The sequence below is a fragment of the Pseudomonas sp. ArH3a genome (assembly GCF_022648765.1).
Lineage (GTDB): Bacteria > Pseudomonadota > Gammaproteobacteria > Pseudomonadales > Pseudomonadaceae > Aquipseudomonas.
In genome coordinates this window covers 4,085,996-4,110,441 of sequence record NZ_CP080330.1, presented here as the reverse complement: position 1 = coordinate 4,110,441, position 24,446 = coordinate 4,085,996, and the positions used below count along the sequence as shown (strand labels likewise).

21 protein-coding genes are annotated in these 24,446 nt (G+C 61.5%); 8 read left to right on the top strand and 13 right to left on the bottom strand.

Annotated features, from left to right (window positions below):
* Window positions 1-2: 2 nt before the first annotated feature.
* The 6 genes from K0P33_RS18700 (at window position 3) to K0P33_RS18675 (ending at window position 5,063) form a co-directional block, all read left to right on the top strand.
* Window positions 3-665 carry an amino acid ABC transporter permease gene (locus K0P33_RS18700; RefSeq protein WP_094951634.1) on the top strand — a complete coding sequence of 221 codons (663 nt, stop codon included), beginning with the start codon at window positions 3-5 and terminating at the stop codon, window positions 663-665.
* Window positions 662-1,444 carry an amino acid ABC transporter ATP-binding protein gene (locus tag K0P33_RS18695; RefSeq protein ID WP_094951633.1) on the top strand — a complete coding sequence of 261 codons (783 nt, stop codon included), beginning with the start codon at window positions 662-664 and terminating at the stop codon, window positions 1,442-1,444. Before K0P33_RS18700 ends, K0P33_RS18695 begins: the two co-directional genes overlap by 4 nt.
* Before the next feature lie 14 nt (window positions 1,445-1,458).
* Window positions 1,459-1,848, top strand: coding sequence for a RidA family protein (locus K0P33_RS18690; protein ID WP_094951632.1), 390 nt, complete (start codon window positions 1,459-1,461; stop codon window positions 1,846-1,848).
* Window positions 1,849-2,055: 207 nt separating this feature from the next.
* Window positions 2,056-2,820, top strand: coding sequence for an IclR family transcriptional regulator (locus K0P33_RS18685; protein WP_242150415.1), 765 nt, complete (start codon window positions 2,056-2,058; stop codon window positions 2,818-2,820).
* A gap of 8 nt (window positions 2,821-2,828) precedes the next feature.
* A complete protein-coding gene (locus K0P33_RS18680) occupies window positions 2,829-4,037 on the top strand; it encodes an amino acid deaminase (protein ID WP_242150412.1) in 1,209 nt (402 codons plus the stop codon).
* A 117-nt stretch (window positions 4,038-4,154) separates the two neighbouring features.
* Window positions 4,155-5,063, top strand: a complete 909-nt coding sequence (locus K0P33_RS18675; RefSeq protein WP_242150410.1) for a sugar kinase — start codon at window positions 4,155-4,157, stop codon at window positions 5,061-5,063.
* Window positions 5,064-5,173: 110 nt separating this feature from the next.
* Here K0P33_RS18675 and K0P33_RS18670 read toward each other — a convergent pair whose 3' ends face one another.
* From K0P33_RS18670 to K0P33_RS18610, 13 genes are all read right to left on the bottom strand, one after another.
* On the bottom strand, window positions 5,174-5,449 hold the full coding sequence (locus K0P33_RS18670; protein WP_003174397.1) for a peptidylprolyl isomerase: 276 nt from the start codon (window positions 5,447-5,449) through the stop codon (window positions 5,174-5,176).
* 50 nt (window positions 5,450-5,499) lie between these two features.
* Window positions 5,500-8,037, bottom strand: a complete 2,538-nt coding sequence (locus tag K0P33_RS18665) for a PAS domain-containing protein (protein WP_242150407.1) — start codon at window positions 8,035-8,037, stop codon at window positions 5,500-5,502.
* Between the two features lie 137 nt (window positions 8,038-8,174).
* Entirely contained in the window at window positions 8,175-10,133 is a 1,959-nt protein-coding gene (locus K0P33_RS18660) for an acetoacetate--CoA ligase (protein WP_094951626.1), read from the bottom strand.
* A gap of 142 nt (window positions 10,134-10,275) precedes the next feature.
* A complete protein-coding gene (locus tag K0P33_RS18655) occupies window positions 10,276-11,049 on the bottom strand; it encodes a 3-hydroxybutyrate dehydrogenase (protein WP_094951625.1) in 774 nt (257 codons plus the stop codon).
* A gap of 7 nt (window positions 11,050-11,056) precedes the next feature.
* Window positions 11,057-12,448, bottom strand: a complete 1,392-nt coding sequence (locus K0P33_RS18650) for a GntP family permease (RefSeq protein WP_094951624.1) — start codon at window positions 12,446-12,448, stop codon at window positions 11,057-11,059.
* A gap of 799 nt (window positions 12,449-13,247) precedes the next feature.
* On the bottom strand, window positions 13,248-14,645 hold the full coding sequence (locus tag K0P33_RS18645) for a sigma 54-interacting transcriptional regulator (protein WP_094952983.1): 1,398 nt from the start codon (window positions 14,643-14,645) through the stop codon (window positions 13,248-13,250).
* A 136-nt stretch (window positions 14,646-14,781) separates the two neighbouring features.
* Window positions 14,782-16,353, bottom strand: a complete 1,572-nt coding sequence (locus tag K0P33_RS18640) for an ABC transporter ATP-binding protein (RefSeq protein WP_094952982.1) — start codon at window positions 16,351-16,353, stop codon at window positions 14,782-14,784.
* Between the two features lie 10 nt (window positions 16,354-16,363).
* On the bottom strand, window positions 16,364-17,386 hold the full coding sequence (locus tag K0P33_RS18635; protein ID WP_242150404.1) for an ABC transporter permease: 1,023 nt from the start codon (window positions 17,384-17,386) through the stop codon (window positions 16,364-16,366).
* On the bottom strand, window positions 17,386-18,447 hold the full coding sequence (locus tag K0P33_RS18630; RefSeq protein ID WP_094952980.1) for a microcin C ABC transporter permease YejB: 1,062 nt from the start codon (window positions 18,445-18,447) through the stop codon (window positions 17,386-17,388). Before K0P33_RS18630 ends, K0P33_RS18635 begins: the two co-directional genes overlap by 1 nt.
* Window positions 18,447-20,309: an extracellular solute-binding protein gene (locus K0P33_RS18625; RefSeq protein ID WP_094952979.1), complete on the bottom strand. Its 1,863-nt coding sequence runs from the start codon at window positions 20,307-20,309 to the stop codon at window positions 18,447-18,449. Before K0P33_RS18625 ends, K0P33_RS18630 begins: the two co-directional genes overlap by 1 nt.
* 127 nt (window positions 20,310-20,436) lie before the next feature.
* Window positions 20,437-20,718 carry a peptidylprolyl isomerase gene (locus K0P33_RS18620; RefSeq protein WP_003174386.1) on the bottom strand — a complete coding sequence of 94 codons (282 nt, stop codon included), beginning with the start codon at window positions 20,716-20,718 and terminating at the stop codon, window positions 20,437-20,439.
* 273 nt (window positions 20,719-20,991) lie between these two features.
* Window positions 20,992-21,537 (bottom strand): hypothetical protein, encoded by a 546-nt coding sequence (locus K0P33_RS18615; protein WP_242150401.1) that lies wholly within the window; start codon window positions 21,535-21,537, stop codon window positions 20,992-20,994.
* Between the two features lie 73 nt (window positions 21,538-21,610).
* Window positions 21,611-23,419 carry a monovalent cation:proton antiporter-2 (CPA2) family protein gene (locus K0P33_RS18610; RefSeq protein WP_094952977.1) on the bottom strand — a complete coding sequence of 603 codons (1,809 nt, stop codon included), beginning with the start codon at window positions 23,417-23,419 and terminating at the stop codon, window positions 21,611-21,613.
* Between the two features lie 273 nt (window positions 23,420-23,692).
* Here K0P33_RS18610 and K0P33_RS31350 point away from each other — a divergent pair, with 273 nt between their 5' ends.
* Both K0P33_RS31350 and K0P33_RS18605 read left to right on the top strand, forming a co-directional pair.
* Window positions 23,693-23,815 (top strand): hypothetical protein, encoded by a 123-nt coding sequence (locus K0P33_RS31350; protein WP_277933781.1) that lies wholly within the window; start codon window positions 23,693-23,695, stop codon window positions 23,813-23,815.
* 327 nt (window positions 23,816-24,142) lie between these two features.
* The gene (locus K0P33_RS18605; RefSeq protein WP_242150398.1) at window positions 24,143-24,445 is read left to right on the top strand and encodes an XRE family transcriptional regulator; all 303 of its coding nucleotides are present in this window, start codon (window positions 24,143-24,145) and stop codon (window positions 24,443-24,445) included.
* Window position 24,446: the final 1 nt, after the last annotated feature.

Genomic DNA, 24,446 nt, shown 5'->3' with positions numbered 1-24,446 from the left:
CCATGTACGAGTCCCCAAGCGTGTTGCATGAGTTGTGGATCGCCCGGGACACCCTGTGGGCGGGCTTTCAGGCCAGCGTGTATGTGTCTGCGCTGGCAATTATCTTCGGCACGCTGATCGGCATTGTCGCCGGGTTGATCCTGACCTACGGCAAATTCTGGATGCGCGCGCCGTTTCGTCTGTATGTCGATCTGATCCGTGGCACACCGGTGTTTGTACTGGTGTTGGCGTGTTTCTACATGCTGCCGGCGCTCGGTTGGCAGATCACCGCGTTCCAGGCCGGCGCCGTCGGGCTGACGTTGTTCTGCGGCTCCCACGTCTCGGAAATTGTGCGCGGTGCGCTGCAGGCCATTCCCCGTGGGCAACTGGAGGCGGGCAAGGCGATTGGCCTGACGTTCTACCAATCCCTGGGCTACGTGCTGTTGCCTCAAGCGCTGCGCCAGATCCTGCCGACCTGGGTCAATTCCTCCACGGAAATCGTCAAGGCCTCGACCTTGCTCTCGGTGATCGGTGTGGCCGAACTGCTGCTGAGCACCCAGCAAGTGATTGCGCGTACCTTCATGACTCTGGAGTTCTACCTGTTCGCCGGTTTTCTGTTCTTTGTCATCAACTACGCCATCGAGTTATTCGGGCGCTACATTGAAAAGCGGGTGGCCTTGCCATGAACCAACCTCAAAAAGAACAACCGCTGCTGAACATTCGCGGCCTGCGTAAACAGTACGGCGAGGTCGAAGTGCTCAAGGGCGTCGACCTGTCCATGCAACGCGGCAACGTGGTGACATTGATCGGCTCCAGCGGCTCGGGCAAGACCACGCTGCTGCGTTGCGTCAACCTGCTGGAAGAATTCCAGGGTGGGCAGATCACCCTGGACGGCGAGTCCATCGGCTACAGTGAGATCGCCGGCAAGCGCGTGCGTCACCCCGAGCGCGTGATCGCCCAGCACCGCGCGATGACCGGCATGGCCTTCCAGCAGTTCAACCTGTTCCCGCACCTGACGGCCTTGCAAAACGTCACCCTCGGCCTGCTCAAGGTCAAGAAGATGGGCAAGGACGAAGCCGTGGCCCTGGCCGAAAAATGGCTGGACCGCGTCGGCCTGCTGGAACGGCGCAACCACTTCCCCGGTCAGTTGTCCGGCGGCCAGCAACAGCGCGTGGCGATTGCCCGTGCGATTGCGATGAACCCAAGCCTGATGCTGTTCGACGAAGTCACCTCCGCCCTCGACCCGGAGTTGGTGGGCGAGGTGCTCAGCGTGATTAAGGGCTTGGCGGAGGAGGGCATGACCATGTTGCTGGTCACCCACGAAATGCGCTTTGCCTATGAAGTATCAGACAAGATCGTATTCATGAACCAGGGCCGTATTGAAGAGCAGGGCAGCGCGAAGGACATCTTCGAGCGCCCGCAATCGCCGCGCCTGGCGGAATTTTTGAAGAACATTCGTTTTTAATCAGGAGCAACTTTATGAGCATTACTCGTTACGGCACCGGCAGCACCGCCGGCGGTGGCCAACCTCGTCCTTTCGCACGTGCAGTGGAAGCGGACGGCTGGCTCTACGTCTCGGGCCAGGTGCCAGCGGTGGACGGTGAAATCATCAGCGGTGGCATCGTCGAACAGACCCGCCAGACCATGCGCAATGTGGTGGCGATCCTCGAAGAGGCCGGCTTTGAACTCAAAGACGTCGTGCGCGTGGGCGTGTGGTTGGAAGACCCACGGGACTTCTGGAGTTTCAACAAAGTCTTCGGCGAATACTTCACCCCAGAACACGCCCCGGCGCGCGCCTGTGTGCAGGCCAACATGATGGTGGACTGCAAGGTTGAGATTGATTGCGTGGCCTACAAGAAAAAAGGCTAAATGCTCGTTCCCACGCTCTGCGTGGGAACGTCGCCCTGGACGCTCTGCGTCCGCTTCTGTGACGCAGAGCGTCACGGTATGCCTTCCCACGCAGAGCGTGGGAACGATCATGGCTGCCTTGTAGCGCGCGCTATTGTGGCGAGGGAGCAAGCTCCCTCGCCACAGGGTTATCACTAGCTTTTAGACTTTGACCGGACCGAAACTGCCATGAGCGAAGACACCATCAAACGCCGCGCCAAAGGCCTGGACCGTGCATTCGACATCCTCGATTTCCTCAAGGAAATCGGCCAGCCCCTGCGCCCGAATGATATCGCCAGCGGCATCGGCAGCCCCAAATCCACGGTCTACGAACTGGTCGCGTCGTTGCTGGAACGGCGCATCCTCGAAACTGTAGGCAAGGACGGTCACGTCTACCTCGGCCGCCAGCTGTACTTCCTCGGCCAGGCGCACCTGCGTCATTTCGACCTGACCCGCGAGGCCGACCATGCCTTGCAGGAAATCGTCAGCCAAACCCACGAAACCGCGCAGATGTGCCTGCTCAACGGGCGCAAATACACGGTGGCGCTGATGCGCGAAGGCGAGCGGCATTTTCGCATCTCGTCGGACATCGGCGAAAACGCGCCAATCCCGTGGACAGCTTCCGGGCGCCTGCTGCTGGGGCACTTGAGCGACCAGCAAATCATCGACCTGATCGACTACGACGATTTCATCCTGCCGGACGGCCAGCGCCTGCCGCTGGAAACCTTCCTGGCGCAAATCCGCCAGGCCACCCTCGATGGGTTCTTCTCCTTCGACAGCGTGGCCGACACCTTTACCCATTGCTTTGCCGCCCCGGTGCGGGACGCGCAGGGCATCAGCATTGCGACCTTGTGCATCGTTGCCCCACGGGCCGACGCGCTTAAAAATTACAACGACTATCGCCGGGTGTTGATCGACAGCGCCAACAACCTGGCCCGTCGCATCAACGAATAGGAGTTTTTATGTCTGCCCTCAATGCCGTTGAAAAAGGCGCCGCCGCCGTTGGCGCTCACTTGGTCCGCGACGTCAGCCTGCCGGCTCTGGTGCTGCATCGCGACGCCCTGGAACACAACATCCGCTGGATGCAGGCATTTGTCAGCAACAGCGGCGCAGAACTCGCACCCCACGGCAAAACCAGCATGATGCCGGCGCTGTTTCAGCGCCAGATTGAGGCGGGCGCCTGGGGCATCACCCTGGCTAACGCGGTGCAAACCCGCGCCGCCTATGCCGGTGGCGTGCGCCGCGTGTTGATGGCCAACCAACTGGTCGGCGCGCCGAACATGGCGTTGATTGCCGACCTGCTGGCCGACAACGATTTCGACTTCCACTGCATGGTCGATCACCCGGACAACGTCGCCGACCTGGGCCTGTTCTTCGCCGCCCGTGGCCTGCGCTTGAACGTGATGATTGAGTACGGCGTGGTCGGTGGCCGTTGCGGTTGCCGCAGCGAGCAGGAGGTGCGCGAGTTGGTCACGGCGATCAAAGCCCAGCCAGCCTTGGCCCTCACCGGCATTGAAGGCTACGAAGGCGTGATCCACGGCGAGCACGCCGTCAGCGGTATCCGCGACTTCGCCGCCAGCCTGGTGCGCCTGGCCGTCGACCTGCAAAACAATGGTTCTTTCGACCTGCCCAAGCCGATCATCACCGCCTCGGGTTCGGCGTGGTACGACCTGATCGCCGAGTCGTTCGAGAGCCAGAACGCCGCCGGCCGTTTCCTCAGCGTGTTGCGCCCGGGCAGTTATGTGGCCCACGACCACGGCATCTACAAAGAGGCGCAATGCTGCGTGCTCGACCGCCGCAGCGACCTCAACGAAGGCCTGCGCCCGGCGCTGGAAATCTGGGCCCACGTGCAATCGATGCCCGAGCCAGGCTTTGCGGTCATCGCCCTGGGCAAACGCGACGTGGCCTACGACGCCGGCTTGCCGGTGCCGCTCAAGCGCTACAAGGCCGGTATCCTGCCGGCTGAAGGCGATGACGTGAGCGCCTGCAAAGTCACCGCAGTGATGGACCAGCACGCGTTCATGACCGTTGCGCCTGGGGTTGAGTTGCGTATTGGCGACATCATTTCCTTCGGCACTTCACACCCGTGCCTGACCTTCGACAAGTGGCAAGTGGGCTGCCTGGTGGATGAGCAGTTGCAGGTGGTTGAGTCATTGCATACCTGCTTCTAAACCGCGTCGCGCCCATCGCAGGCAAGCCAGCTCCCACATTGGAATTGTGAATACATTTCAAATGTGGGAGCTGGCTTGCCTGCGATGAGGCCTTAACGCCCACCAGAGACATTGGCTATGAACACACAACCGCGCATCGCCCTCATCGGCGAATGCATGATCGAACTCCAACACCGCGCCGATGCAAGCCTGCAACAAAGCTTCGGCGGCGACACCCTGAACGCGGCGGTGTACCTGCGCCGTGAGCTGGGCGATGTCGGCACGGTCGACTACGTCACCGCCCTGGGCGATGACAGCTTTAGCGATGCCATGTGCAAGCACTGGGCCGAAGAAGGCCTGGGCCTGGGCATGGTGCAGCGCCTGCCCGGGCGTTTGCCAGGTTTGTACTGCATCCAGACGGACGCGAACGGTGAACGCAAATTCCTCTACTGGCGCAACGAAGCCGCTGTGCGCGACTGCTTCACCACGCCGGCCGCCGAGCCGATCCTGGCCGCCCTGGCGGATTACGACGTGGTGTATTTCAGCGGCATCACCCTGGCGGTGCTGGGTGAAGTCGGGCGTGCTCGTTTACTGCAAACCCTGATCGAAACCCGCAAGCGCGGTGGCCAGGTGGTGTTCGACAACAACTATCGCCCGCGTTTGTGGGCCAGCGTCGAGGCGGCGCGCGCGGCCTATCACACGGTGTTGGCCGAAGTGGATATCGCCTTGCTGACCGAGGACGACGAGCGTGCGTTGTTTGGCTACGCCGACAGCGAGCAGGTGTTTGCGGCGTACCCGGCGATGGCAGAGGTGGTGCTCAAGCGCGGGGCGCAGGCGTGTTTGATCCGCTGCGCGGGCGAGCGCTTTGCCGTGCCGGCGCTGAAGGTTGAGAAGGTGGTGGACACCACGGCGGCGGGGGATTCGTTCAGTGCGGCGTATTTGGCCAGTCGGCTGAAGGGTGGTTCGCCAGAGGCGTCGGCCTTGGCTGCGCATCGGTTGGCGAGCCGGGTTATCCAGGTGCCCGGAGCACTGATCCCTAAACACTGATAGTTCCCACGCTCCGCGTGGGCATGCAGCCAGGGGCGCTCCGCGTCCCAGAAGCGGACGCGGAGCGTCCGGTGAGGCATTCCCACGCGAAGCGTGGGAACGATCGCTGGTCAGTCGCGGTAAAACACCTGCACCAAGTGGTACCCAAACTTGCTCTTGATCGGCCCATGCACCACTTTCACCGGCTTCTTGAAGATCACCGCATCAATCGCCCCCACCATCTGCCCCGGCCGCACTTCACCCAGGTCACCGCCGCGCTTGCCGGACGGGCAGGTCGAGTACTTTTTGGCCAGCACATCAAACGCTTCGCCCTTGGCAATGCGCTGCTTGAGCTGTTCGGCTTCTTCGCTGGTTTTCACCAGGATGTGACGGGCTTGGGCTTTCATGTTGTTACCTTGCAACGGTCAAACGTAAGGGCGCGCGATTATGCCTGAACTCACTCGTTGACGCTGATCATGCTGCGGATTTTTGTCGCCAGCAAGTCGATGGAAAACGGCTTGGCGACCATGTCCATGCCGTCTTCCAGGAAGCCTTGGCGCTCGGCGGCTTTTTCGGCGTAACCGGTCATGAACAACACGCGCAGGCCGGGCCGATGCTGGCGGGCGATTTCTGCCAGTTGCCGGCCGTTCATGCCCGGCAGGCCGACGTCGGTGACCAGCAAGTCCACGCGCAAATCCGACTCCAGCAACGGCAGCGCCGCGCGTGCGTCGGCTGCCTGGTGCGCGGTGTAGCCCAATTCATCCAGCACGTTGACCACCAACATGCGCACCGCAGGGTCATCCTCGACGACAACCACGGCCTCACCGGCCAGCGCCAGCGGGGCTTCGCTCAGGTGTTGCGGCAGGTTGCTCTCCAAGGCCGTGCCATGCAGGCGCGGCAGGTACAGGCGTACGCAGGTGCCTTGGCCGGGCTCGCTTTGAATGGTCACGTGGCCCCCGGACTGCTGGGCGAAGCCGTAGATCATCGACAGCCCCAGGCCGGTGCCCTGGCCGATGGGCTTGGTGGTGAAGAACGGGTCAAACGCCTTGGCCAGAATCTTTGGCGCCATGCCGCTGCCGTTGTCACTCACGCCGAGCATCACGTAATCGCCGGCCTTGACCGGTTCCAGCGTGGTGATGTCGGTGCCGTCCAAGTAACTGTTGGCGGTTTCGATCAACAATTCGCCGCCGTCAGGCATTGCATCACGCGCGTTGATCACCAGGTTGAGCAGGGCGTTTTCCAGCTGGCTGGCATCGGTGTTGACCGGCCAGATATCTTTGCCTAGTTCCACCTTGAGCGCGATGTGCGCGCCCTTGGTGCGCCGGAACAAGTCTTCCAGGGACGCCACCAGCGTGTTTGGGTCGAGCGGGCGCCGGTCCAGCGACTGGCGCCGTGAGAACGCCAGCAGCCGATGGGTGAGGGCGGCCGCGCGGTGGGCAGAGGACACCGCCGCGTCGGTAAACCGGCCGATCTCGTCACTGCGCCCGGCGGCGATATAGCGCTGCATCAGGTCGAGGCTGCCGATAATGCCGGTGAGCATATTGTTGAAGTCATGGGCGATGCCGCCGGTGAGTTGGCCCACCGCTTCCATCTTCTGCGCATGGCGCAGCGCATCTTCGGCACGCTCGCGTTCGAACATCTCGTTTTGCAGGCGCTGGTTGGCCTCGGCCAGCGCCTGGGTGCGCTGGGCCACCCGTTCTTCGAGGTTTTCGTTGAGGTTGCGCAGCGCTTCTTCGGTGAGTTTGCGTTCGGTTTCATCGATGACAAAGATGTAGAAACCGTTCACCGAGCCGTCATTGCTGAAGCGCGGCAGGTACTTCATCAACGCATGGCGCGGCCGACCGTCGTGGTGCGGCGTAACCGTCATGAAGCTGCACGCCTTGCCTCGCAGGGCGGCGGCGATCTTGTCCTCGCGCCCGGCATACAGTTCGTCGCCGATGATTTCGCGGATGCTCTTGCCGTACAACTCCTGCGGCGTCATGCCGTACCATTCCAGGTACGCGCTGTTGTTCAAGCGAAAGCGTTCTTCATGGTCGACGTAGCCGATCAGCACCGGCATGGCGTTGATGATCAGCTGCAGCTCGGTCTGGCTTTGGCGCAGGGCCTGTTCAGTGTGTTTGCGTTCGGTCAGGTCCAGCGCCGCGCCTAAAAAACGCGCCGGGCGGCCTTGGTGATCCTTGTAGCAACGGCCACGGGCAAACACCCAGCGCACTTGGCCGTCGGCTTGCAACAGGCGGTACTCCTCGGCGTACTCGGTGCCGAAGGTGATGCAGTGCTTGATGCTGCGCGCCACCATGCCACGGTCTTCGGGGTGCACGCCGTGCAGGTAGTCGCTGATCGGCAAGAGGTCGGCATCACTCGGGTCAACGCCGTGCAGGTAGGCGAAGTGGGCGTCGGCGACAAAACGGTCTTCGCCGATGTCCCAATCCCAGGTGCCGACCGCATCGGTCGCCGCGAGTGCCAGTTGCAGGCGTTGCTCGGAGTTGTGCTGGGCCTTGAGGCTGTCTTCGGAGCGCTGTTGCAGCTCCAAGGCTTTGCTGCGGCGTTCGTTGGTTTCGATGGCGGTGACCAGGATGCCGGCGACCGCGCCGCTTTCATCACGGACCGGGCTGTAGGTGAGGTCGAGCCAGATTTCAGTGTCGCGATGGTGGCGTTGCAGCACGAAACGCTGTTCGCTGAAGCTGCGCACCTGGCCGCTCAGCACCGCGTCGTAGACCGGCTCGGTGAAGCTCGCCAGTTCCGGCCAGGTCTCGTGGGCCGGCTGGCCCATGGCGCCGGGGTGCTTGTTGCCTGCGAGTCGGGCAAAACTGTCGTTGTACAGCTGGGTGAGTTGGCCGCCCCACAGCAGCAGCATCGGCATCGGTGAGTTGACGACGATATCCACCGCTGTGCGCAGGCTTTGTGGCCAATCATTGGCCGCACCGAGGGGGCTTTGCGCCCAGTCCAGCCGTGCAATCAATGCAGCAGCTTCGCTACCGGTGGATGTTGCGTTCATGAAAAAACCCTACGCATAACACTTTGAAAAACCACAAAAGCCGATTATCCCGCGAGTCGGGAACGGCTGACTACCCCTCGAAAAATAGCATGCATTGGGGCTTTGTCTTCAAATGAGTGCTTTTGCGCTGAAACCTTTCATCCTTCAGCCAGCTCGGGGCGATGGCGAAATTGCTCCAAGGCCTGCGGGTTTGCCAGGGCATCGGTGTTCTTCACCGGCTCGCCATGCACCACGTTACGCACCGCGAGTTCGACGATCTTGCCGCTGAGGGTGCGCGGGATATCGCTGACAGCGAGGATCTTCGCCGGCACGTGGCGCGGCGTGGTGTTGGCGCGGATCACCTGGCGAATCTGCTGCTGCAGGGCCTCATCGAGTTCGACGCCGTCATTGAGGCGCACAAACAGCACCACGCGCACATCGTCCTGCCAGCGTTGGCCGATGGCCAGGCTTTCCAGCACCTGCGGGACCTTTTCCACCTGGCGATAAATCTCCGCTGTGCCGATGCGCACGCCGCCGGGGTTAAGCACCGCGTCAGAGCGGCCGTGGATGAGCAGGCTGCCATTCGGGCGCTGCTCGGCGTAGTCGCCCTGGGCCCACACCCCGGGAAACTGGCTGAAATACGAGGCGCGCAGTTTTTTCTGCTGCGGGTCATTCCACAGGCCAATCGGCATGGCCGGAAAGTGCCGGGTGCACACCAACTCGCCTTTTTCGCCGATCAGCGGCTTGCCCTGGTCGTCCCACACTTCGATGGCCATCGCCAGGCTCTTGCATTGCATCTCACCACGGCGCACCGGCAGCACCGGGTTGCCGATCACAAAACAGGAGACGATATCGGTGCCGCCGGACATCGACGACAGGCACAGCTCGCCCTTGATTTCGCGGTACACGTAGTCATAGCTTTGCGGCGATAGCGGCGAGCCCGTCGAGATCAGGCCCTTGAGGCTGCTCAGGTCGTGGCTCAAGCGTGGTTGCAGCCCGGCGTTCTCCAGGGTGGCGAGGAACTTGGGGCTGGTGCCGAACACGCTGATTTTTTCCGCGTCGATCAGGTCGACCAAGCGCGCAGGTCCTGGGTGAAACGGTGAGCCGTCATACAGCACCGCCGTGGCGCCGAGGGCCAGCACCGACACCAGCCAGTTCCACATCATCCAGCCGCAGGTGGTGTAGTAGAACAGGCAGTCCTCGCGCGACAGATCGGCGTGCAGGCCGTGCTCCTTGAGGTGGGTGAGCAGCACGCCGCCGGTGCCGTGGATGATGCACTTGGGCACGCCGGTGGTGCCGCTGGAATAGAGGATGTACAGCGGGTGATCGAACGGCACCGCAACGAAATCGGGCACGCCGTTGGGTTGGTAAAAATCACGCCACAGCGCGACCTTGGCCGGGGTCCGATAGTCTTCGGCGCGCGCTTGCGGCCGCGCATAGGGCACGATAATCAACTGTTCGAGGGACGGCAGGCGTTCGAGGATTTCATTCAGTTTGGCCGTCTGGTCGATGTCCTTGCCGGCATAGCGGTAACCCGCGCAGGTGATCAACACCTTGGGTTCGATCTGGCCAAACCGATCGACCACGCCTTGGGTGCCGAAGTCCGGCGACGAGCACGACCATATCGCCCCGAGGCTGGTGGTGGCGAGCATGCCCACCAGGGTTTGCCAGGTGTTGGGCATGCACGCGGCTACGCGGTCGCCCACGCCGACACCGGCCGCGCGCAGGCTGTGTTGCAGGCCGGCGACGTGTTCGGCCAGTTCGGCGTAGGTCAGCTGTTCGCGCTGGCCGTCCTCGCTGATCGCGACCACCGCCGGGTGATCGTCGCGTCGGCGCAGCAGGTGTTCGGCAAAGTTCAGGGTGGCGCCGGGGAACCACTGGGCGTTGGGCATCTCAGTGTCTTCGATCAACGTCGTGGTGGGCGGGCTGCGAAACGCTACGTCGAAGAACGCGACGATGGCCTGCCAAAAGTAGGGGCGCTGGTCGATGCTCCACTGGTGCAGGGCAGGGTAGTCGGGCAGTTGCAGGCCGTGACGCTCATTGATAAAGCGCCGGAACTGGTCCATGCGCGTGTTGCGAATACGTTCGGGGGAGGGTTGCCAGAGGATTTCGGACATCAGCAAAGTCTCTTGTTCTTGTATCAATCTACCCAACAACACAGCGCCAACCTGTGGGAGCTGGCTTGCCTGCGATAGCGGTGTATCAGTCATGCATGAGCCAGCTGACCCAGCGCCCACATTTGATCTTCAGTGTCTGTTTTTATTGGGCCAGCCAGCCGCCGTCGATGTTCCACGCGGCACCACGCACCTGGGCGCCCGCCTCACTGCACAAAAACAACACTAACTCACCCAGCTGCGGCGGCGTCACAAACTCCAGCGACGGCTGTTTCTCCGAGAGCAAATCATGCTGCGCCTGCTGCGGGCCGACGCCTTTGGCTGCGCGGTCATCAATCTGCTTTTGCACCAACGGCGTCAGCACCCAGCCCGGGCAGATGGCGTTGCAGGTGACGTTACTGGTGGCGGTTTCCAGGCCCACCACCTTGGTCAAACCGATCACCCCATGCTTAGCCGCCACATATGCGGCCTTGCCCACCGAACCGACCAGGCCATGCACGGAGGCGATGTTGACGATGCGCCCCCAGCCCTTGGCCTTCATGCCTGGCAAACTCAAGCGCGTGCTGTGGAACACCGAAGACAGGTTGATCGCGATAATCGAGTCCCAGCGTTCGGCCGGGAAGTCTTCCACCGCCGACACATGCTGGATGCCGGCGTTGTTGACCAGAATGTCCACGCCGCCGAACTCACGCTCGGCGTAGGCGATCATGTCGGCGATCTGTGCCGGGTCGCTGACGTCGGCCGGGTGGTGGCCGACCTTGCCGCCGAACGCCTGCACCTGGGCGATCACCGCGCTGGCGTCGCCAAAGCCGTTGAGGATCAGGTTGGCGCCGGCCTTGGCCAGGCTCAGCGCGATGCCCAAACCGATGCCGCTGGTGGAGCCGGTAACCAGGGCGGTCTTGCCGTTCAAAGTCGTCATGAAAACCTCACACAATGCCGGTGGCGTAGAAAGTACCGATCACCACGAACACCGCAAGGGTCTTGATAATCGTGATGCCGAAAATGTCCTTGTAGGCTTCGCGGTGGGTCAGCCCGGTCACCGCCAGCAGCGTGATCACCGCGCCGTTGTGAGGCAGGGTGTCCATGCCGCCGCTGGCCATGGCCGCGACCCGGTGCAGCACTTCAAGGGGGATATTGGCCGCATGGGCCGCCGAAATAAAGCTCTCGGACATCGCCGCCAGGGCAATGCTCATGCCGCCGGAGGCGGAACCGGTGATGCCGGCCAGCAAGGTCACGGTAATCGCTTCGTTGACCAGCGGGTTGGGGATGCCCTTGAGCCAGTCCGCCAGCACCAGAAAGCCCGGCAACGAGGCGATCACCGCGCCAAAGCCGTATTCCGACGCGGTGTTCATCGCCGCCAGCAGCGCACCGCTCACCGCGCTTTTACTGCCTTCGGCGAGCTTGCTGCGAATTGCCGACCAGCCGAATACCAACACCATCACGATGCCGACCAGTAACGCCGCCTGCACCGCCCAGATCGCTGTGAGCTTGGCGATTTCGGTGGTCACCGGCGCGCTCATGCCCGGTAGGCTGAGGCTGTGGGTCTTGCCGTACCACTGTGGGATCCAGTGGGTGAACAGCAGGTTCATCACGCCCACCAGCAGCAGCGGCGACAGTGCGATCCACGGGTTAGGCAGGGCGATATTTTCAGCAGTTTCCGGCTCGTTGCGCAGCTCGGTGCCGTAGCCTTCACCGGCACGCTGGGCCTTGTTGCGCTGGCGCGCCAGGTAGAGCATGCCGGCACAGAACACGAAGATCGTGCCGATCAAGCCCAGCCACGGCGCGGCCCACGCGGTGGTGTTGAAGAAGGTGCTGGGGATGATGTTCTGGATCTGCGGCGTGCCGGGCAGGGCGTCCATGGTGAACGAGAACGCGCCGAGGGCGATGGTCGCCGGGATCAGGCGCTTGGGGATATTGCTCTGACGGAACATCTCCGCCGCAAACGGGTACACCGCAAACACCACCACAAACAGCGAGACGCCGCCGTAGGTAAGCAGGGCGCAAACCAGCACGATCACCAGCATCGCCTGGCGCGTGCCGAGCAAACGGATCGCGGCGGCGACGATGGCGCGCGAGAAGCCCGACAGTTCGATCAGCTTGCCGAACACCGCGCCGAGCAGGAATACCGGGAAATACAGTTTGATGAACCCGACCATTTTTTCCATGAACACCCCGGTAAACGCAGGGGCGACGGCGGACGGGTCGGTGAGCAGGACGGCGCCGAGGGCGGCGATGGGGGCAAACAGGATAACGCTGTAGCCACGGTAGGCGGCCAGCATCAGCAGCGCGAGGGCTGCCAGGGCAATGATCACACTCATGGTGTGTCTCCAGATCGAATTGTTATTTTTGTGGGGTGGTGCTTTGGAGAGGAGCTATAGCTAGATGTGTGCCAACACATTAACGTGTTGAAATATAAGGATATTGTTTTTACTTTAAGCTGCGTTTTTGAATTTTGTCTCTATTTTGAGACAGGTGAATATTCAATGTGGGGGCTGGCTTGTCTGCGATGGCCATAGGTATCTACACATCTTTTTATGGGTTGGATTCTTTGGTTGTCGCGGGGGCGCTGGGTACATATCCGTTATTTGGGTAACGGCTGCTATTGGTTCCGCTCTTACAGCGGGTCACTTTTGGAAAAGAGCCCCAAAAGTAACCAAAAGGGCTCTTGCCCCACCACTCGGCACCTCGCTTAGGCTCGGTGTGCCCTCACGCAGGCTTTGGACCGTGGGCCGCCGCCATGGGCCATCCTTGGCCCATCGCGGCTAAACCGGCGTCCTGCCGGTTTACCCACGCTCCAAAGCCTGCGTTCGGCCAGCGTGGTTTAACGGGGCGCCTCAGATCAAGATCAAGATCAAGATCAAGATCAAGATCAAAAGCACGGCGGCCTAGTAGCCGACCTGAGTGGTTAAATCAAAAGCAAAGCCGAGGCGGCCTGACAGCCGACCTGATAGTGGAAGTTGAAACTCAATCAAATGTGGGAGCTGGCTTGCCTGCGATGGCATCAACTCGGTGTACCTGATGGACCGAGGTGCCTGCATCGCAGCGGTGCGGCGATCCGACAAGCCAGCTCCCACATTAGAATATCTACATTTGTAGATTCTCGTCCCGATATAGAGACTAGGTAATGCCAAGGGCGACCATTTTTTTGTACAGCGTCGACCGCCCCAGCCCCAGGCGCTTGGCTGCCCCTACTACGTTGCCTTCACACGCCGCCAAAGCCGCCCCAATCACCTGCCGATCAAAGCGCTCCCGCGCCGCCGCAAACGTCTCGCCCTCGACCGTTTCCACCGCGCCACGCGCCACCGGGCTGAACGTGCCAATCGCGGCGCGAATCTCCCCCGCATCCAGCACCAAGTCATCACTCAGCAACGCCGCGCGCTCCAGCACATTGCGCAGCTCGCGGATATTTCCCGGCCACGCATGCTGCGCCAACAGCGCCAGTGCCTCGCGGTCCAGTTCATGCTGGCTGCGCAACTCTTCCAGAATCGCCTCACTCAACGCCGGAATGTCATCCAGCCGCTCACGCAACGGCGGCACCTGGATCGGCAGTACATTCAGCCGGTAATACAAATCCGCGCGGAACTCGCCGCGCTTGATCGCCGCCTCCAGGTCCATGGACGTGGCGGCAATCACCCGTACATCGCTGTGCCGCATTTCATTGGAGCCCACTGGCTCGTATTCCTTTTCCTGCAACACCCGCAGCAGTTTGCTTTGCAGCGGCAGCGGCATGTCGCCGATTTCATCAAGGAACAGCGTGCCGCCCTGGGCGATCTGCAATTTGCCGGGGCGGCCTTTGCGGTCGGCGCCGGTAAACGCGCCCGGCGCGGTGCCGAAGAACTCGGCTTCGAGCAGGTCACCGGGAATCGCCGCGCTGTTGATGCTGACGAAGGCTTTGTGCGCACGCGGTGATGCGCCGTGAATCGCCTGGGCCAGCAGCTCCTTGCCGGTGCCGGTTTCGCCGAGCAGCAACACTGGCGACTCAGCGCTCGCACTGCGCCGCGCCCGGCGTTTGACTTCCAGGCTGGCCGCGCTGGTGCCGATAAAGTGCGCGAAGTTGTATTTGCTCTGGCGCGAGCGCAACAGCGAGCGGGTCGACGCCAGCTCCTGCTGCATGCTCAGGTAGCGCTCGATCAGCGGCGACAGGTTGCGCAGCTCGTCGAACAGCGCAAAGCCAATCGCACCGATCACCGCGCCGGCATCGTCGTGAATTGGCAGGCGCATCACCACCAGCGGGCCTTTGGGCGTGTCCTGGATGTCCAGCAAGATCGGCTGGTCATTGCGCACCACCTGGCGCAACAGGCTGTTGGAAATCACCTGTTCGCAGGGCTGGCCGATGGCCTCGTCGGCGCTTTTGAGGCCGAAACGCTTGGCGTAGCGCTCGTTCATCCACACGATATTCGCGTCGCGGTCGACGATCACCGTGCCTTCGCTGGACTGCTCGATGATCTCGAACAGCGACTGGATGGCCAGGCCGCGAACCTGTTGGTAGTCCTTGAGGCTTTCGTTGCTATTCATGCGTGCCGAATCCTGTGATCGCTGTGATCGTTCCCACGCTCTGCGTGGGAATGCCTCCCGTGACGCTCTGCGTCACTTGGCGTGCGGGGCGCGGAGCGTCCTTGGCTGTGTTCCCACGCAGAGCGTGGGAGCAATCTCACAAGGGGATATGCGCAGCCGCCAGCAGTTCTTTGGTGTACGCGTGCTGCGGCGCTTCAAATACCTCATGACTCGCGCCACGCTCCACCACCTTGCCATCCTTGATCACAATCATGTCGTGAGCCATGGCGCGTACCACGGCCAGGTCATGGCTGATAAACAGGTAAGTCAGGCCGTACTTCTCTTGCAGTTCACGCAACAACGCCACGACCTGCTTCTGCACCGTGCGGTCCAGGGCTGAAGTGGGTTCGTCCAGCAGCATCAGCGCCGGTTTAAGCACCAGGGCGCGGGCGATGGCGATGCGTTGGCGCTGGCCACCGGAAAATTCGTGTGGGTAACGGTGCCGGCTGGCGGGGTCGAGGCCCACGTCCTTGAGCACCTGCATCACTTGCGCATCGCGCTCGGCCAGGCTGCACGGTGCGTGCACTTCCAGGCCTTCGCTGATGATCTGCTCCACCGACATGCGCGGGCTGAGGCTGCCGTAAGGGTCCTGGAACACCACCTGCATCTGCTTGCGCCACGGGCGCATTTGCTTGTGGTTGAGCGGGTCGAGGGCCTCGCCCTGGAAGCGGATACTGCCGGTGGAATCGAGCAAACGCAGAATCGCCTGGCCCAGGGTCGATTTACCCGAGCCGGACTCGCCGACAATCCCCAAGGTCTTGCCGCGCTGCACGCTGAGGCTGATACCGTCCACCGCGCGCAGGTAGGTCTTGCGCTGAAACAGCCCGCCGCTGAGGGGGAATTGCACCGTCAGGTCATCGACCTGCAACACCGTTTCGCGCTCATCGCTGCACAGTGCATCGCCGGCCGGTTCCGCATCCAGCAACAGGCGGCTGTAAGGGTGTTGCGGTGCGTTGAACAGCGTCTGGCAGTCGGCCTGCTCGACGATTTCACCGGCGCGCATCACGCACACGCGCTGCGCGATGCTGCGCACCAGGTTGAGGTCATGGCTGATCAGCAGCAGCGACATGCCCAGGCGCTGTTGCAAGGACTTGAGCAGCAGCAGGATCTTGCGCTGCACCGTCACGTCGAGTGCGGTGGTGGGTTCGTCGGCGATTAACAGTTCCGGCTCGCAGGCCAGGGCCATGGCAATCATCACCCGCTGGCGCTGCCCGCCGGACAGCTGATGCGGATAGGCTTTGAGGCGCTCCAGGGGTTTCTGGATGCCCACCAATTCGAGCAGTTCAAGGATGCGCGCCTGCGCCGCCTTGCCGCCCAGGCCCTTGTGCAGCAGCAGGGTTTCGCCGATCTGCTTTTCGATGCTGTGCAGCGGGTTGAGCGAAGTCATCGGCTCCTGGAAGATCATCGCAATGCGGTTGCCACGCAGCTTTTGCAGGGTGGCCGCCGAGGCGCCGATCAACTCCTGGCCGCGATATTTCACCGAGCCCGTGGTCTGCGTGCCGGCTTCGGGCAGCAGTTGCAGGATCGAGTGGGCCGTCACCGACTTGCCCGAGCCTGACTCGCCCACCAGCGCCAGGCATTCGCCGGGGCGCAGGTCCAGGCACAGCTTGCTCACCACGGTCTGGCCGCTGAAGGCGACACTCAGGTCGCGGATTTCAATGAGGTTCATAGGCAGTCACTCATGAGCGTGGGTCGAAGGCATCACGTAATGCCTCGCCGATAAAGACCAGCAGCGACAAGATCAGCGCCAAGGTGAAAAACGCCGTCAGGCCCAGCCAGGGCGCCTGCAGGTTCTGCTTGCCCTGGGCGATCAGTTCGCCGAGTGACGCACTGCCCGCCGGCATGCCGAAACCGAGGAAATCCAGGGCGCTCAAGGTCGAAATTGCCCCGGTCAAAATAAACGGCAGGTAGCTCAACGTCGCGGTCATGGCATTCGGCAGGATATGCCGGCGAATGATCTTGCCGTCGCCCAGGCCCAAGGCGCGCGCGGCCTTGACGTATTCCAGGTTGCGCCCGCGCAGGAACTCGGCGCGCACCACGTCCACCAGGGCCAGCCAGGAAAACAGCGCCATGATCCCCAGCAGCCACCAGAAGTTCGGCTCGACAAACCCTGAGAGGATGATCAGCAAGTACAGCACTGGCAGCCCGGACCACACTTCCAGAATGCGCTGGCCGAGCAGGTCCACCCAGCCGCCGTAGTAACCCTGCAAGGCGCCGGCGGCAATGCCGATGGCGGCGCTGATGGCCGTTAACGCCAGGGCAAACAAAATCGACACGCGGGCGCCAAAGATCACCCGCGCCAGCACATCACGCGACTGATCATCGGTGCCCAGCCAGTTCACCGTCGACGGCGGGCTGGGGGCAGGGCGGCTCAGTTCGTAGTTGGGCGTGTCATCGCTGAACGGGATCGGCGGGAACAGCATCCAACCGCCGTCCTGCTTGATCAGCTTTTGCACGTAGTCACTGCGGTAGTCGGCCTGGAACGGCAACTGCCCGCCGAACTGCTGCTCGGTGTAGCGCTTGAACACTGGGAAATACAGCTCGTTCTTGAAGCTGAGCACCCAGGGCTTGTCATTGGCGATCAACTCGCCGCCCAGGGTCAGGATAAACAGGCCGATAAACAACCACAGCGACCACCACCCGCGACGGTTCTTCTTGAACCGCTCGAAACGCCGACGCGCCACCGGAGACAAATTAAGCATCAGGCGTTCCTCGCGGCGAAGTCGATACGCGGGTCCACCAAGGTGTAGCAGAGGTCGCCGATGAGTTTTATCAGCAGGCCAAACAAGGTGAAGATGAACAGCGAGCCGAACACCACCGGGTAGTCGCGGGACACGGCGGCTTCATAGCTCATGCGGCCCAGGCCATCGAGGGAGAAGATCACCTCGATCAGCAGGGACCCTGCGAAAAACACGCTGATAAACGCCTGGGGAATCCCCGAGATCACCAGCAGCATGGCGTTGCGGAACACGTGGCCGTAGAGCACGCGCCGTTCGCTCAAGCCCTTGGCGCGGGCCGTTACCACGTATTGGCGGGTGATTTCATTCAAGAACGAGTTTTTGGTAAGGATGGTCAAGGTCGCAAACCCGCCGATAACCAGCGCGGTAACCGGTAGCACCAAGTGCCAGAAATAGTCGGCAATCTTGCCCACGGTGCTTAGCTCTTCGAAGTTTTCCGAGACCAGCCCGCGTACCGGGAACCAGTTGAGCGAGGTGCCACCGGCGAACACCACAATCAGGAACATCGCGAACAGGAACGCCGGCATCGCGTAGCCGATGACGATGGCGGTGCTGCTCCACACATCAAAGCTGCTGCCATGGCGTACTGCCTTGCGAATCCCCAGCGGGATCGACACAAGGTAGGTGATCAACGTGGCCCATAAGCCGAGGGAAATAGTCACCGGCATCTTTTCCAGGATCAGGTCAGTCACGGTCGCGCCGCGAAAGAAACTGTTGCCGAAATCCAGCTGCGCATAGCTCTTGAGCATCAGCCACAGGCGTTCCGGGGCGGGCTTGTCGAAGCCGTATTGTTTTTCGATGTCCTTGATCAACTTCGGGTCCAGGCCGCGGCTGGCCCGTGAGCCGCTGCTGATGCCCTCGCCGGATGAGCCACCGACGGCACCGCCGCCGATGCCTTGCAAGTGCGCAATGGCTTGCTCCACCGGGCCGCCAGGCGCGGCTTGGACGATCACAAAGTTAACCAGCAGGATGATCACCAGCGTCGGGATAATCAGCAGCAGGCGCCGCACGATATAGGCAAACATCAGCGGGCACCTGCGCGTTTTTTCAACTCGGCGTTCATTTGTTCATTCGTCAGTGGCGTGGGGCTGATTTCCCACCAGGTTTCCAAGGCTTCGTCGTTCTTCGCCTCGATGGCCGGGCGGCCGAAGCGGTTCCACCACGCGGCGGAGGTGCCGGGCGGGTAGTAGTTGGGAATCCACAGGTAGTTCCATTGCAGCACGCGGTCCAGGGCGTGGGCGTAGGTGAGCATCTGCGCCTGGGTGTTGGCCTTGACCAGGCCCTTGATCAACGTGTCGACGGCCGGGTCCTTGAGCACCATGTAGTTGTTGGCGCCCGAATCAAACGCGGCGGCGGAGCCGAAATAGTTGTACAGCTCCATGCCCGGCGAGGTGGTGACCGGGAAGCCGGTGACGATCATGTCGTAGTCGCGGGTCATCAGCCGGTTGACGTACTGGGAGGAGTCGATGCGGCGAATATTCAGGGTGATGCCGATCTGCGCCAGGTTGCGTTTGTACGGGAGTAGCAAGCGTTCCAGGCCGTTTTGTGTATTGAGGAAGGTGAACTCAAGCGGCTCGCCTTCGGCGTTGACCAGCTTGTCACCTTGCGGCTTCCAGCCCGCGTCCTCCAGCAAGGCCAGGGCTTGCAGCTGCTTGTCGCGGATCATGCCACTGCCGTCGGTGACGGGGGCCTTGAACACTTGGGTGAACACTTCGTCGGGAATCTGCCCGCGCAAGGGCTCAAGAATCGCCAGCTCCTCTGGGGTCGGCAACTGGCTCGCCGCCAGTGGGCTGTTGGAGAAATAGCTCTGCTGGCGGATGTACAGGTTGCGCATCATCTGCCGGTTGGCCCATTCGAAGTCCCACAGCATCGCCAGGGCCTCGCGCACGCGGCGGTCCTTGAACATCGGCTTTTGCACGTTGAACACGTAGCCCTGGGCCGGTTGCGGCATCTCTTTGGCCAAGTGCGCGCGTTGCAGGCGGCCATCGTCGAGGGCCGGGCCGTTGTAGCCGATGGAATAACCGGTGGCGGAGAACTCCCGGTTGAAGTCGTAGGCACCGCCACGCAGCACCTGGCGGGCCACTTCGGTGTCGCCGAAGTACTCCAGGCTCAGGTGATCAAAGTTGTACAGGCCACGGCTGACGGGCAAGTCCTTGCCCCACCAGTCCGGGTTGCGGGTGAAGGTGATGGTGGCGCCGGAGTCGATCTTGCTGACCTTGTACGGGCCGCTGCCCAGTGGGGCTTCGTAGCCGCCACCGTTGGAGAAGTCGCGGGTTTTCCACCAGTGCTCGGGGAACACCGGCAGGGTGGCGATATCCAGGGGCAGGGTGCGGTTTTCATTGCTGGAGAAATCAAAGCGCACCTGGCGCTCGCCTTCGACTTCGACGTGTTTGACGTCGGCGAACAGGGTACGGAAACGCAGGCTGCCTTGGGTCATCAGCAGGTCGAAGCTGTAGCGCACGTCTTCGGCGGTGATCGGTGTGCCGTCGGCGAAGCGCGCCTTGGGGTTGAGGTAGAAGCGCAGCGACAGGCCATCGTCGGCGCGTTCCATCTTTTCGGCGACCAAGCCGTAGACGGTGTACGGTTCATCCAGGGAGCGTTGGGCCAGCGGGGCGTACAGCCAGCCGTCGACCTGGGAGACGCCGATGCCTTTGTCGATGTACGGCAGCACGTGGTCGAAGCGCCCGATCTCAAGGGCTGAGCGCTTGAGGCTGCCGCCTTTGGGGGCGTTGGGGTTGGCGTAGTCGAAATGGGTGAAGCCGGCGGGGTACTTGGCCGGTTCGCCGTAGACCGTGAGGTAGGTCTGCGGGGCCGCGATCACGGCGGTGCTGGCCAGCAGCAGGGCCAGGGCAGAGCTAAGGAGTGCTGTGGAAAAAGCCAATCGCATTGTCAGCCTTGAGTGCCGGGTGAAGAATAGGTTTTTGTACGTTAACGGCTTCAACGTTGCCAGTCATCACATGCACAACGGCCCACCATAAGGCGGGCCGTTGTTTATAGCATTAGCACGGACTGGATCAGTCCTGGCGGCTGGTGACTTCCAGCAGGTGGTAGCCGAACTGGGTTTTCACTGGGCCTTGCACGGTGTTGACCGGGGCGCTGAAGACGACGGTGTCGAATTCTTTGACCATTTGGCCTGGGCCGAACGAACCGAGGTCACCGCCTTGGCGGCTGGAAGGGCAGCTGGAGTTGGCTTTGGCGACTTCTGCGAAATCGGCGCCGCCTTCGATCTGGGCTTTGAGTTCGTTGCACTTGTCTTCAGTGGAAACGAGGATGTGACGGGCGGTAGCTTTGGCCATGGGGAATAACTCCTTGAATAAAAAGGGTGAGCGTACCGGATTCAGGCGGTTATTTGTTGGCAAAGTTCCATGTTTTGTTGGTTGGTTGAGTACATATCCGTTGCTGCGGTAACGGCTAACTAGGGTTGCGCTCTTACAGCGGGCCACTTTTGGCAAACGCGCGGAATGCCGGCCCAGCCAAAAGTACCCAAAAGGTCTTTGCCCCACCACTCGGTGCCGAGTGGTGGGGCACAACAACCCCAGTACTCATCCACATTTGTCAGCGAGATCAGCTTACTTGCCGCCAGTAATCTGCTTCACCAACTCCGCATGCCCCTTCACATCATCCGCCCGGGAAATCGCCTGGATCACCAGCAAGTGCTTGCCTGAGCCACCGAGGAACGTGGAGTTCAAGGTCTTGCCACCGCCCTGGGTGGCGGTGCTGTCGACCTGGCGAAGTCCTAGGCCCTTAAAGGTGAGTTTCTTCTCGTTCTGCTTCTTGAAGTCGGGCAGGGCGGCGCTCTGGTCTTTGACGAAACCAGCCACGGCGCCATCCAGAAACTGCGGGTCGTTATCCTTGATCGTGGCCCCATCGTTGCGCACGGTTTCGGCGACGATCACCACACTTTTGCTGGCCGCGTTGGCGTACAGCGTGCCCTGGGTGTCGGCAGTGCCATCCTCAACCTTGCCGGTTGGCAGGGTGTCGGCGATGTAGGCCTTGGGCAAGTTGAAGGTGAACTTGCCGCCCAGGGTCGAGATGGTTTGCGTGCTGGCTGCGAACACGCTGCCGGCGGTGAGCGCGAGGGCCAGCAGGACGGCGGTCTTGGTGAAGGTGGCCATGAAGCGCTCCAGGAGATGAACGAAATTGCGGAGTATTCTGTCAGAGATTTCGCAATATCGTTCATTCGCACCCTCACGCTTTGTCGGACTCTTCCTCAAGCCGGTCCATCTCAAACAGCCGCGCCAGTTCGGTACGGGCTTCCTGGGCGGTTTGCATCACCTTGGCCGCATCGTCGTACACCGCGTGTTGCGCGGCCAGCAATTGCAGGTCGTGGTTTTTGAAACGGGAGATGCGTGCATCCGCCTGGGCTTGGCTCAAACCGAGGCCGACCAAGGTACGGCGGCTCATTTCCAGGCTGGAGTAAAAGGTCTCGCGCACCGGTGAGGCGTCCAGGTCCACCAGGCGGTGCACGTGCTGGCGGTTACGGGCACGGGCGATGATTTTCATGTGCGGGTAGAGGCTGCGTACCATTTCGGCGGTCTTGATATTGATCTGCGGATCGTCCATGGCAATCACGAAGAATTCAGCCTGATCGACCTTGGCCGCGTGAAGGATTTCCGGGCGCTGCGGGTCGCCGTAGAACACCGGCATGCCGCCGAAACTGCGGGTCAGTTCAATGGTTTCCACCGAGGTGTCGAGGGCGATGAACGAGATATTTTGCGCGCGCAGGATCCGCGCCACGATCTGGCCCATACGGCCCATGCCGGCAATCACCACGCGTGGCGCATCGCTTTCGATGGCGCGGTATTCCTCGGGCACCTCCACCGGTTTGGCCTTGGACTTGAACAGCTTTGTGCAGACCAACAACAGCAGCGGCGTCACGGCCATCGACAGGGTGATGGTCAGCACCAGCACATCGTAAAGGTGCGGTTCGAACAGGCCTTGGTCGCGGCCGATCTTGAACACCACGAAGGCGAATTCACCGCCAGCTGCCAGCACCACGCCCAGGCGCAGCGCGCTTTCGCGATTCAGGTCGCCCACCAGCCGGCCGACCGCGTACAGCAGCGGCAGCTTTAAGCCAATCAACAGCAGGGTCAGGCCGATCACCACCAGCGGCGAGCTGAGCAGCAGGCTGAGGTTGGCGCCCATGCCCACACTGATAAAAAACAGGCCGAGCAGCAGGCCCTTGAAGGGTTCGATCTGGGATTCGAGTTCGTGGCGGTATTCCGAGTCCGCTAGCAGCAGCCCGGCGAGGAACGCGCCCAGGGCCATCGACACGCCCACCAGTTCCATCAGCCAAGCGGTGCCGATCACCACCAGCAGTGCGGTGGCGGTGGACACTTCACGCAAGCCGGTCTTGGCGACGATGCGAAACACCGGGCGCAACAGGTAGCGCCCGCCGATGATCACCACAGCGATGCTGCCGAGGATCTGCAACACATGCTGCAGACCTTGGGCTTCGGTGGTCGGGTGATCGCTGCCGGCCAGCAGCGGCACCATCGCGATCAGCGGGATCGCGGCAATGTCCTGGAACAGCAGAATCGCAAACGCCAGGCGTCCATGGGGCTGGTTCAGTTCCTTGCGCTCGGCCAGGCTTTGCAGGCCGAACGCGGTGGAGGACAGCGCCAGGCCAAGGCCCAGCACAATTGCGCTGTTCCACGTTTGGCCGAACAGCCACAGCGCGACGACACCCATCACCACGCCCGTGAGCAACACCTGGGCCAGGCCAACGCCGAACACCGCCTTGCGCATCACCCACAACCGTTTGGGCGACAGCTCCAGGCCGATGATGAACAACAGCAACACCACCCCCAATTCCGAAAATTGCGCGACGCTTTGCGGGTTGCCGATCAGGCCCAATACCGAGGGGCCGATGATCACACCGGCGAACAGATAACCCAGCACCGCGCCCAGTTGCAGACGCTTGGCCAACGGCACGGTCAGCACGGCGGCGAGCAGGAACACCACGGCTGCTTGTAACAGGTTGCCTTCATGGGGCATTGCGAACTCCAGGCTCTTTAAAGCGAATCGACAGGGCGCTATTAGAGCGCTTTTTCACATTTTGAAACGTGTGTTTCTGCCGCGACAGTCAATGTATGTTGGCTGAAATCCCATTCTTGTCGGGCGTTTACGAAAGTATTAATACCATTTAATTCAATGACTTTTCTGTAGGTCTACTACCGTTTCGACACACTGGATCTGTTGTCGCCACGGTCAGGTATTTCGAGTTTGATGCGTGTGGGTTAATAGAGTTGGGCTTCTGCGCATTCATGGATGAAAGGCTTGAACAACTCCGGCACCCTCGACCTGGCACTGTTGGGCCTGGGCTATTCGGGGCAACGTTCGCGCAACGACAAGGATCACGCGATGACCATCAGCTTCTCTCTCGGTTTCTGATCAAAGCCGAGCACCTTTAACCGCCCGAAAGGGCGGTTTTTTTTGCAGTGATTGTTACTGGGCTGCAATGCCGCGACTTAAGGATATGAAAGAGCCGCGCCCTTTGTGGCGAGGGGGCACGCCCTAATGCCGTTCAGTTGAGCGCAGATCCCACATTTAATCTTCGCTGCTTTGGGCATTGCGTTCGCTTAACTGAACGGCATTAGGGCACGCCCGCTCGCCACGGGTGGCATTCCAATCTGGAAAATGAGGGAATAAAAGATTATTGAAATAATTCCTTTAAAGGAATATTCCTGTTTCCGGCAACCTAAATTCAGGGCCGTCACCATGGCTAAAAAATTCGCTGAATTTCAAGCGCGCATGACGCTCGAAGCGCGTGCTGAGGCCGAGCAGCTGTTCCGCCAACCTCTTAAAGAAATGCCGCTGCACGAACTGCGCAAGGCTCAACAATTGAGCCAGGAGCGCCTGGCCAAGGCATTGAATATCAACCAGGCGGCGGTTTCCAAGATGGAGCGCCGCACCGACATGTACATCAGCACATTGCGCGACTACATCCGGGCCATGGGCGGCGAACTGGAAATCATCGCGACGTTTCCGGGTGGCCGGGTCAAGATCGACAACTTCGCTTAAT

Bases quoted from the DNA above. Each gene is read 5' to 3' on its own strand.
- K0P33_RS18620 (WP_003174386.1), bottom strand. From the start codon at position 20,718: ATGGCCAAAGCTACCGCCCGTCACATCCTCGTTTCCACTGAAGACAAG.
- K0P33_RS18695 (WP_094951633.1), top strand. From the start codon at position 662: ATGAACCAACCTCAAAAAGAACAACCGCTGCTGAACATTCGCGGCCTG.
- K0P33_RS18670 (WP_003174397.1), bottom strand. From the start codon at position 5,449: ATGAAAGCCCAAGCCCGTCACATCCTGGTGAAAACCAGCGAAGAAGCC.
- K0P33_RS18660 (WP_094951626.1), bottom strand. From the start codon at position 10,133: ATGTCCGAAATCCTCTGGCAACCCTCCCCCGAACGTATTCGCAACACG.
- K0P33_RS18690 (WP_094951632.1), top strand. From the start codon at position 1,459: ATGAGCATTACTCGTTACGGCACCGGCAGCACCGCCGGCGGTGGCCAA.
- K0P33_RS18615 (WP_242150401.1), bottom strand. From the start codon at position 21,537: ATGGCCACCTTCACCAAGACCGCCGTCCTGCTGGCCCTCGCGCTCACC.
- K0P33_RS18630 (WP_094952980.1), bottom strand. From the start codon at position 18,447: ATGTTTGCCTATATCGTGCGGCGCCTGCTGCTGATTATCCCGACGCTG.
- K0P33_RS18675 (WP_242150410.1), top strand. From the start codon at position 4,155: ATGAACACACAACCGCGCATCGCCCTCATCGGCGAATGCATGATCGAA.
- K0P33_RS18635 (WP_242150404.1), bottom strand. From the start codon at position 17,386: ATGCTTAATTTGTCTCCGGTGGCGCGTCGGCGTTTCGAGCGGTTCAAG.
- K0P33_RS31350 (WP_277933781.1), top strand. From the start codon at position 23,693: ATGAAAGGCTTGAACAACTCCGGCACCCTCGACCTGGCACTGTTGGGC.
- K0P33_RS18655 (WP_094951625.1), bottom strand. From the start codon at position 11,049: ATGACGACTTTGAACGGCAAGACCGCCCTGGTTACCGGCTCCACCAGC.
- K0P33_RS18665 (WP_242150407.1), bottom strand. From the start codon at position 8,037: ATGAACGCAACATCCACCGGTAGCGAAGCTGCTGCATTGATTGCACGG.
- K0P33_RS18605 (WP_242150398.1), top strand. From the start codon at position 24,143: ATGGCTAAAAAATTCGCTGAATTTCAAGCGCGCATGACGCTCGAAGCG.
- K0P33_RS18610 (WP_094952977.1), bottom strand. From the start codon at position 23,419: ATGCCCCATGAAGGCAACCTGTTACAAGCAGCCGTGGTGTTCCTGCTC.
- K0P33_RS18645 (WP_094952983.1), bottom strand. From the start codon at position 14,645: ATGAATAGCAACGAAAGCCTCAAGGACTACCAACAGGTTCGCGGCCTG.
- K0P33_RS18685 (WP_242150415.1), top strand. From the start codon at position 2,056: ATGAGCGAAGACACCATCAAACGCCGCGCCAAAGGCCTGGACCGTGCA.
- K0P33_RS18680 (WP_242150412.1), top strand. From the start codon at position 2,829: ATGTCTGCCCTCAATGCCGTTGAAAAAGGCGCCGCCGCCGTTGGCGCT.
- K0P33_RS18625 (WP_094952979.1), bottom strand. From the start codon at position 20,309: ATGCGATTGGCTTTTTCCACAGCACTCCTTAGCTCTGCCCTGGCCCTG.
- K0P33_RS18640 (WP_094952982.1), bottom strand. From the start codon at position 16,353: ATGAACCTCATTGAAATCCGCGACCTGAGTGTCGCCTTCAGCGGCCAG.
- K0P33_RS18700 (WP_094951634.1), top strand. From the start codon at position 3: ATGTACGAGTCCCCAAGCGTGTTGCATGAGTTGTGGATCGCCCGGGAC.
- K0P33_RS18650 (WP_094951624.1), bottom strand. From the start codon at position 12,448: ATGAGTGTGATCATTGCCCTGGCAGCCCTCGCGCTGCTGATGCTGGCC.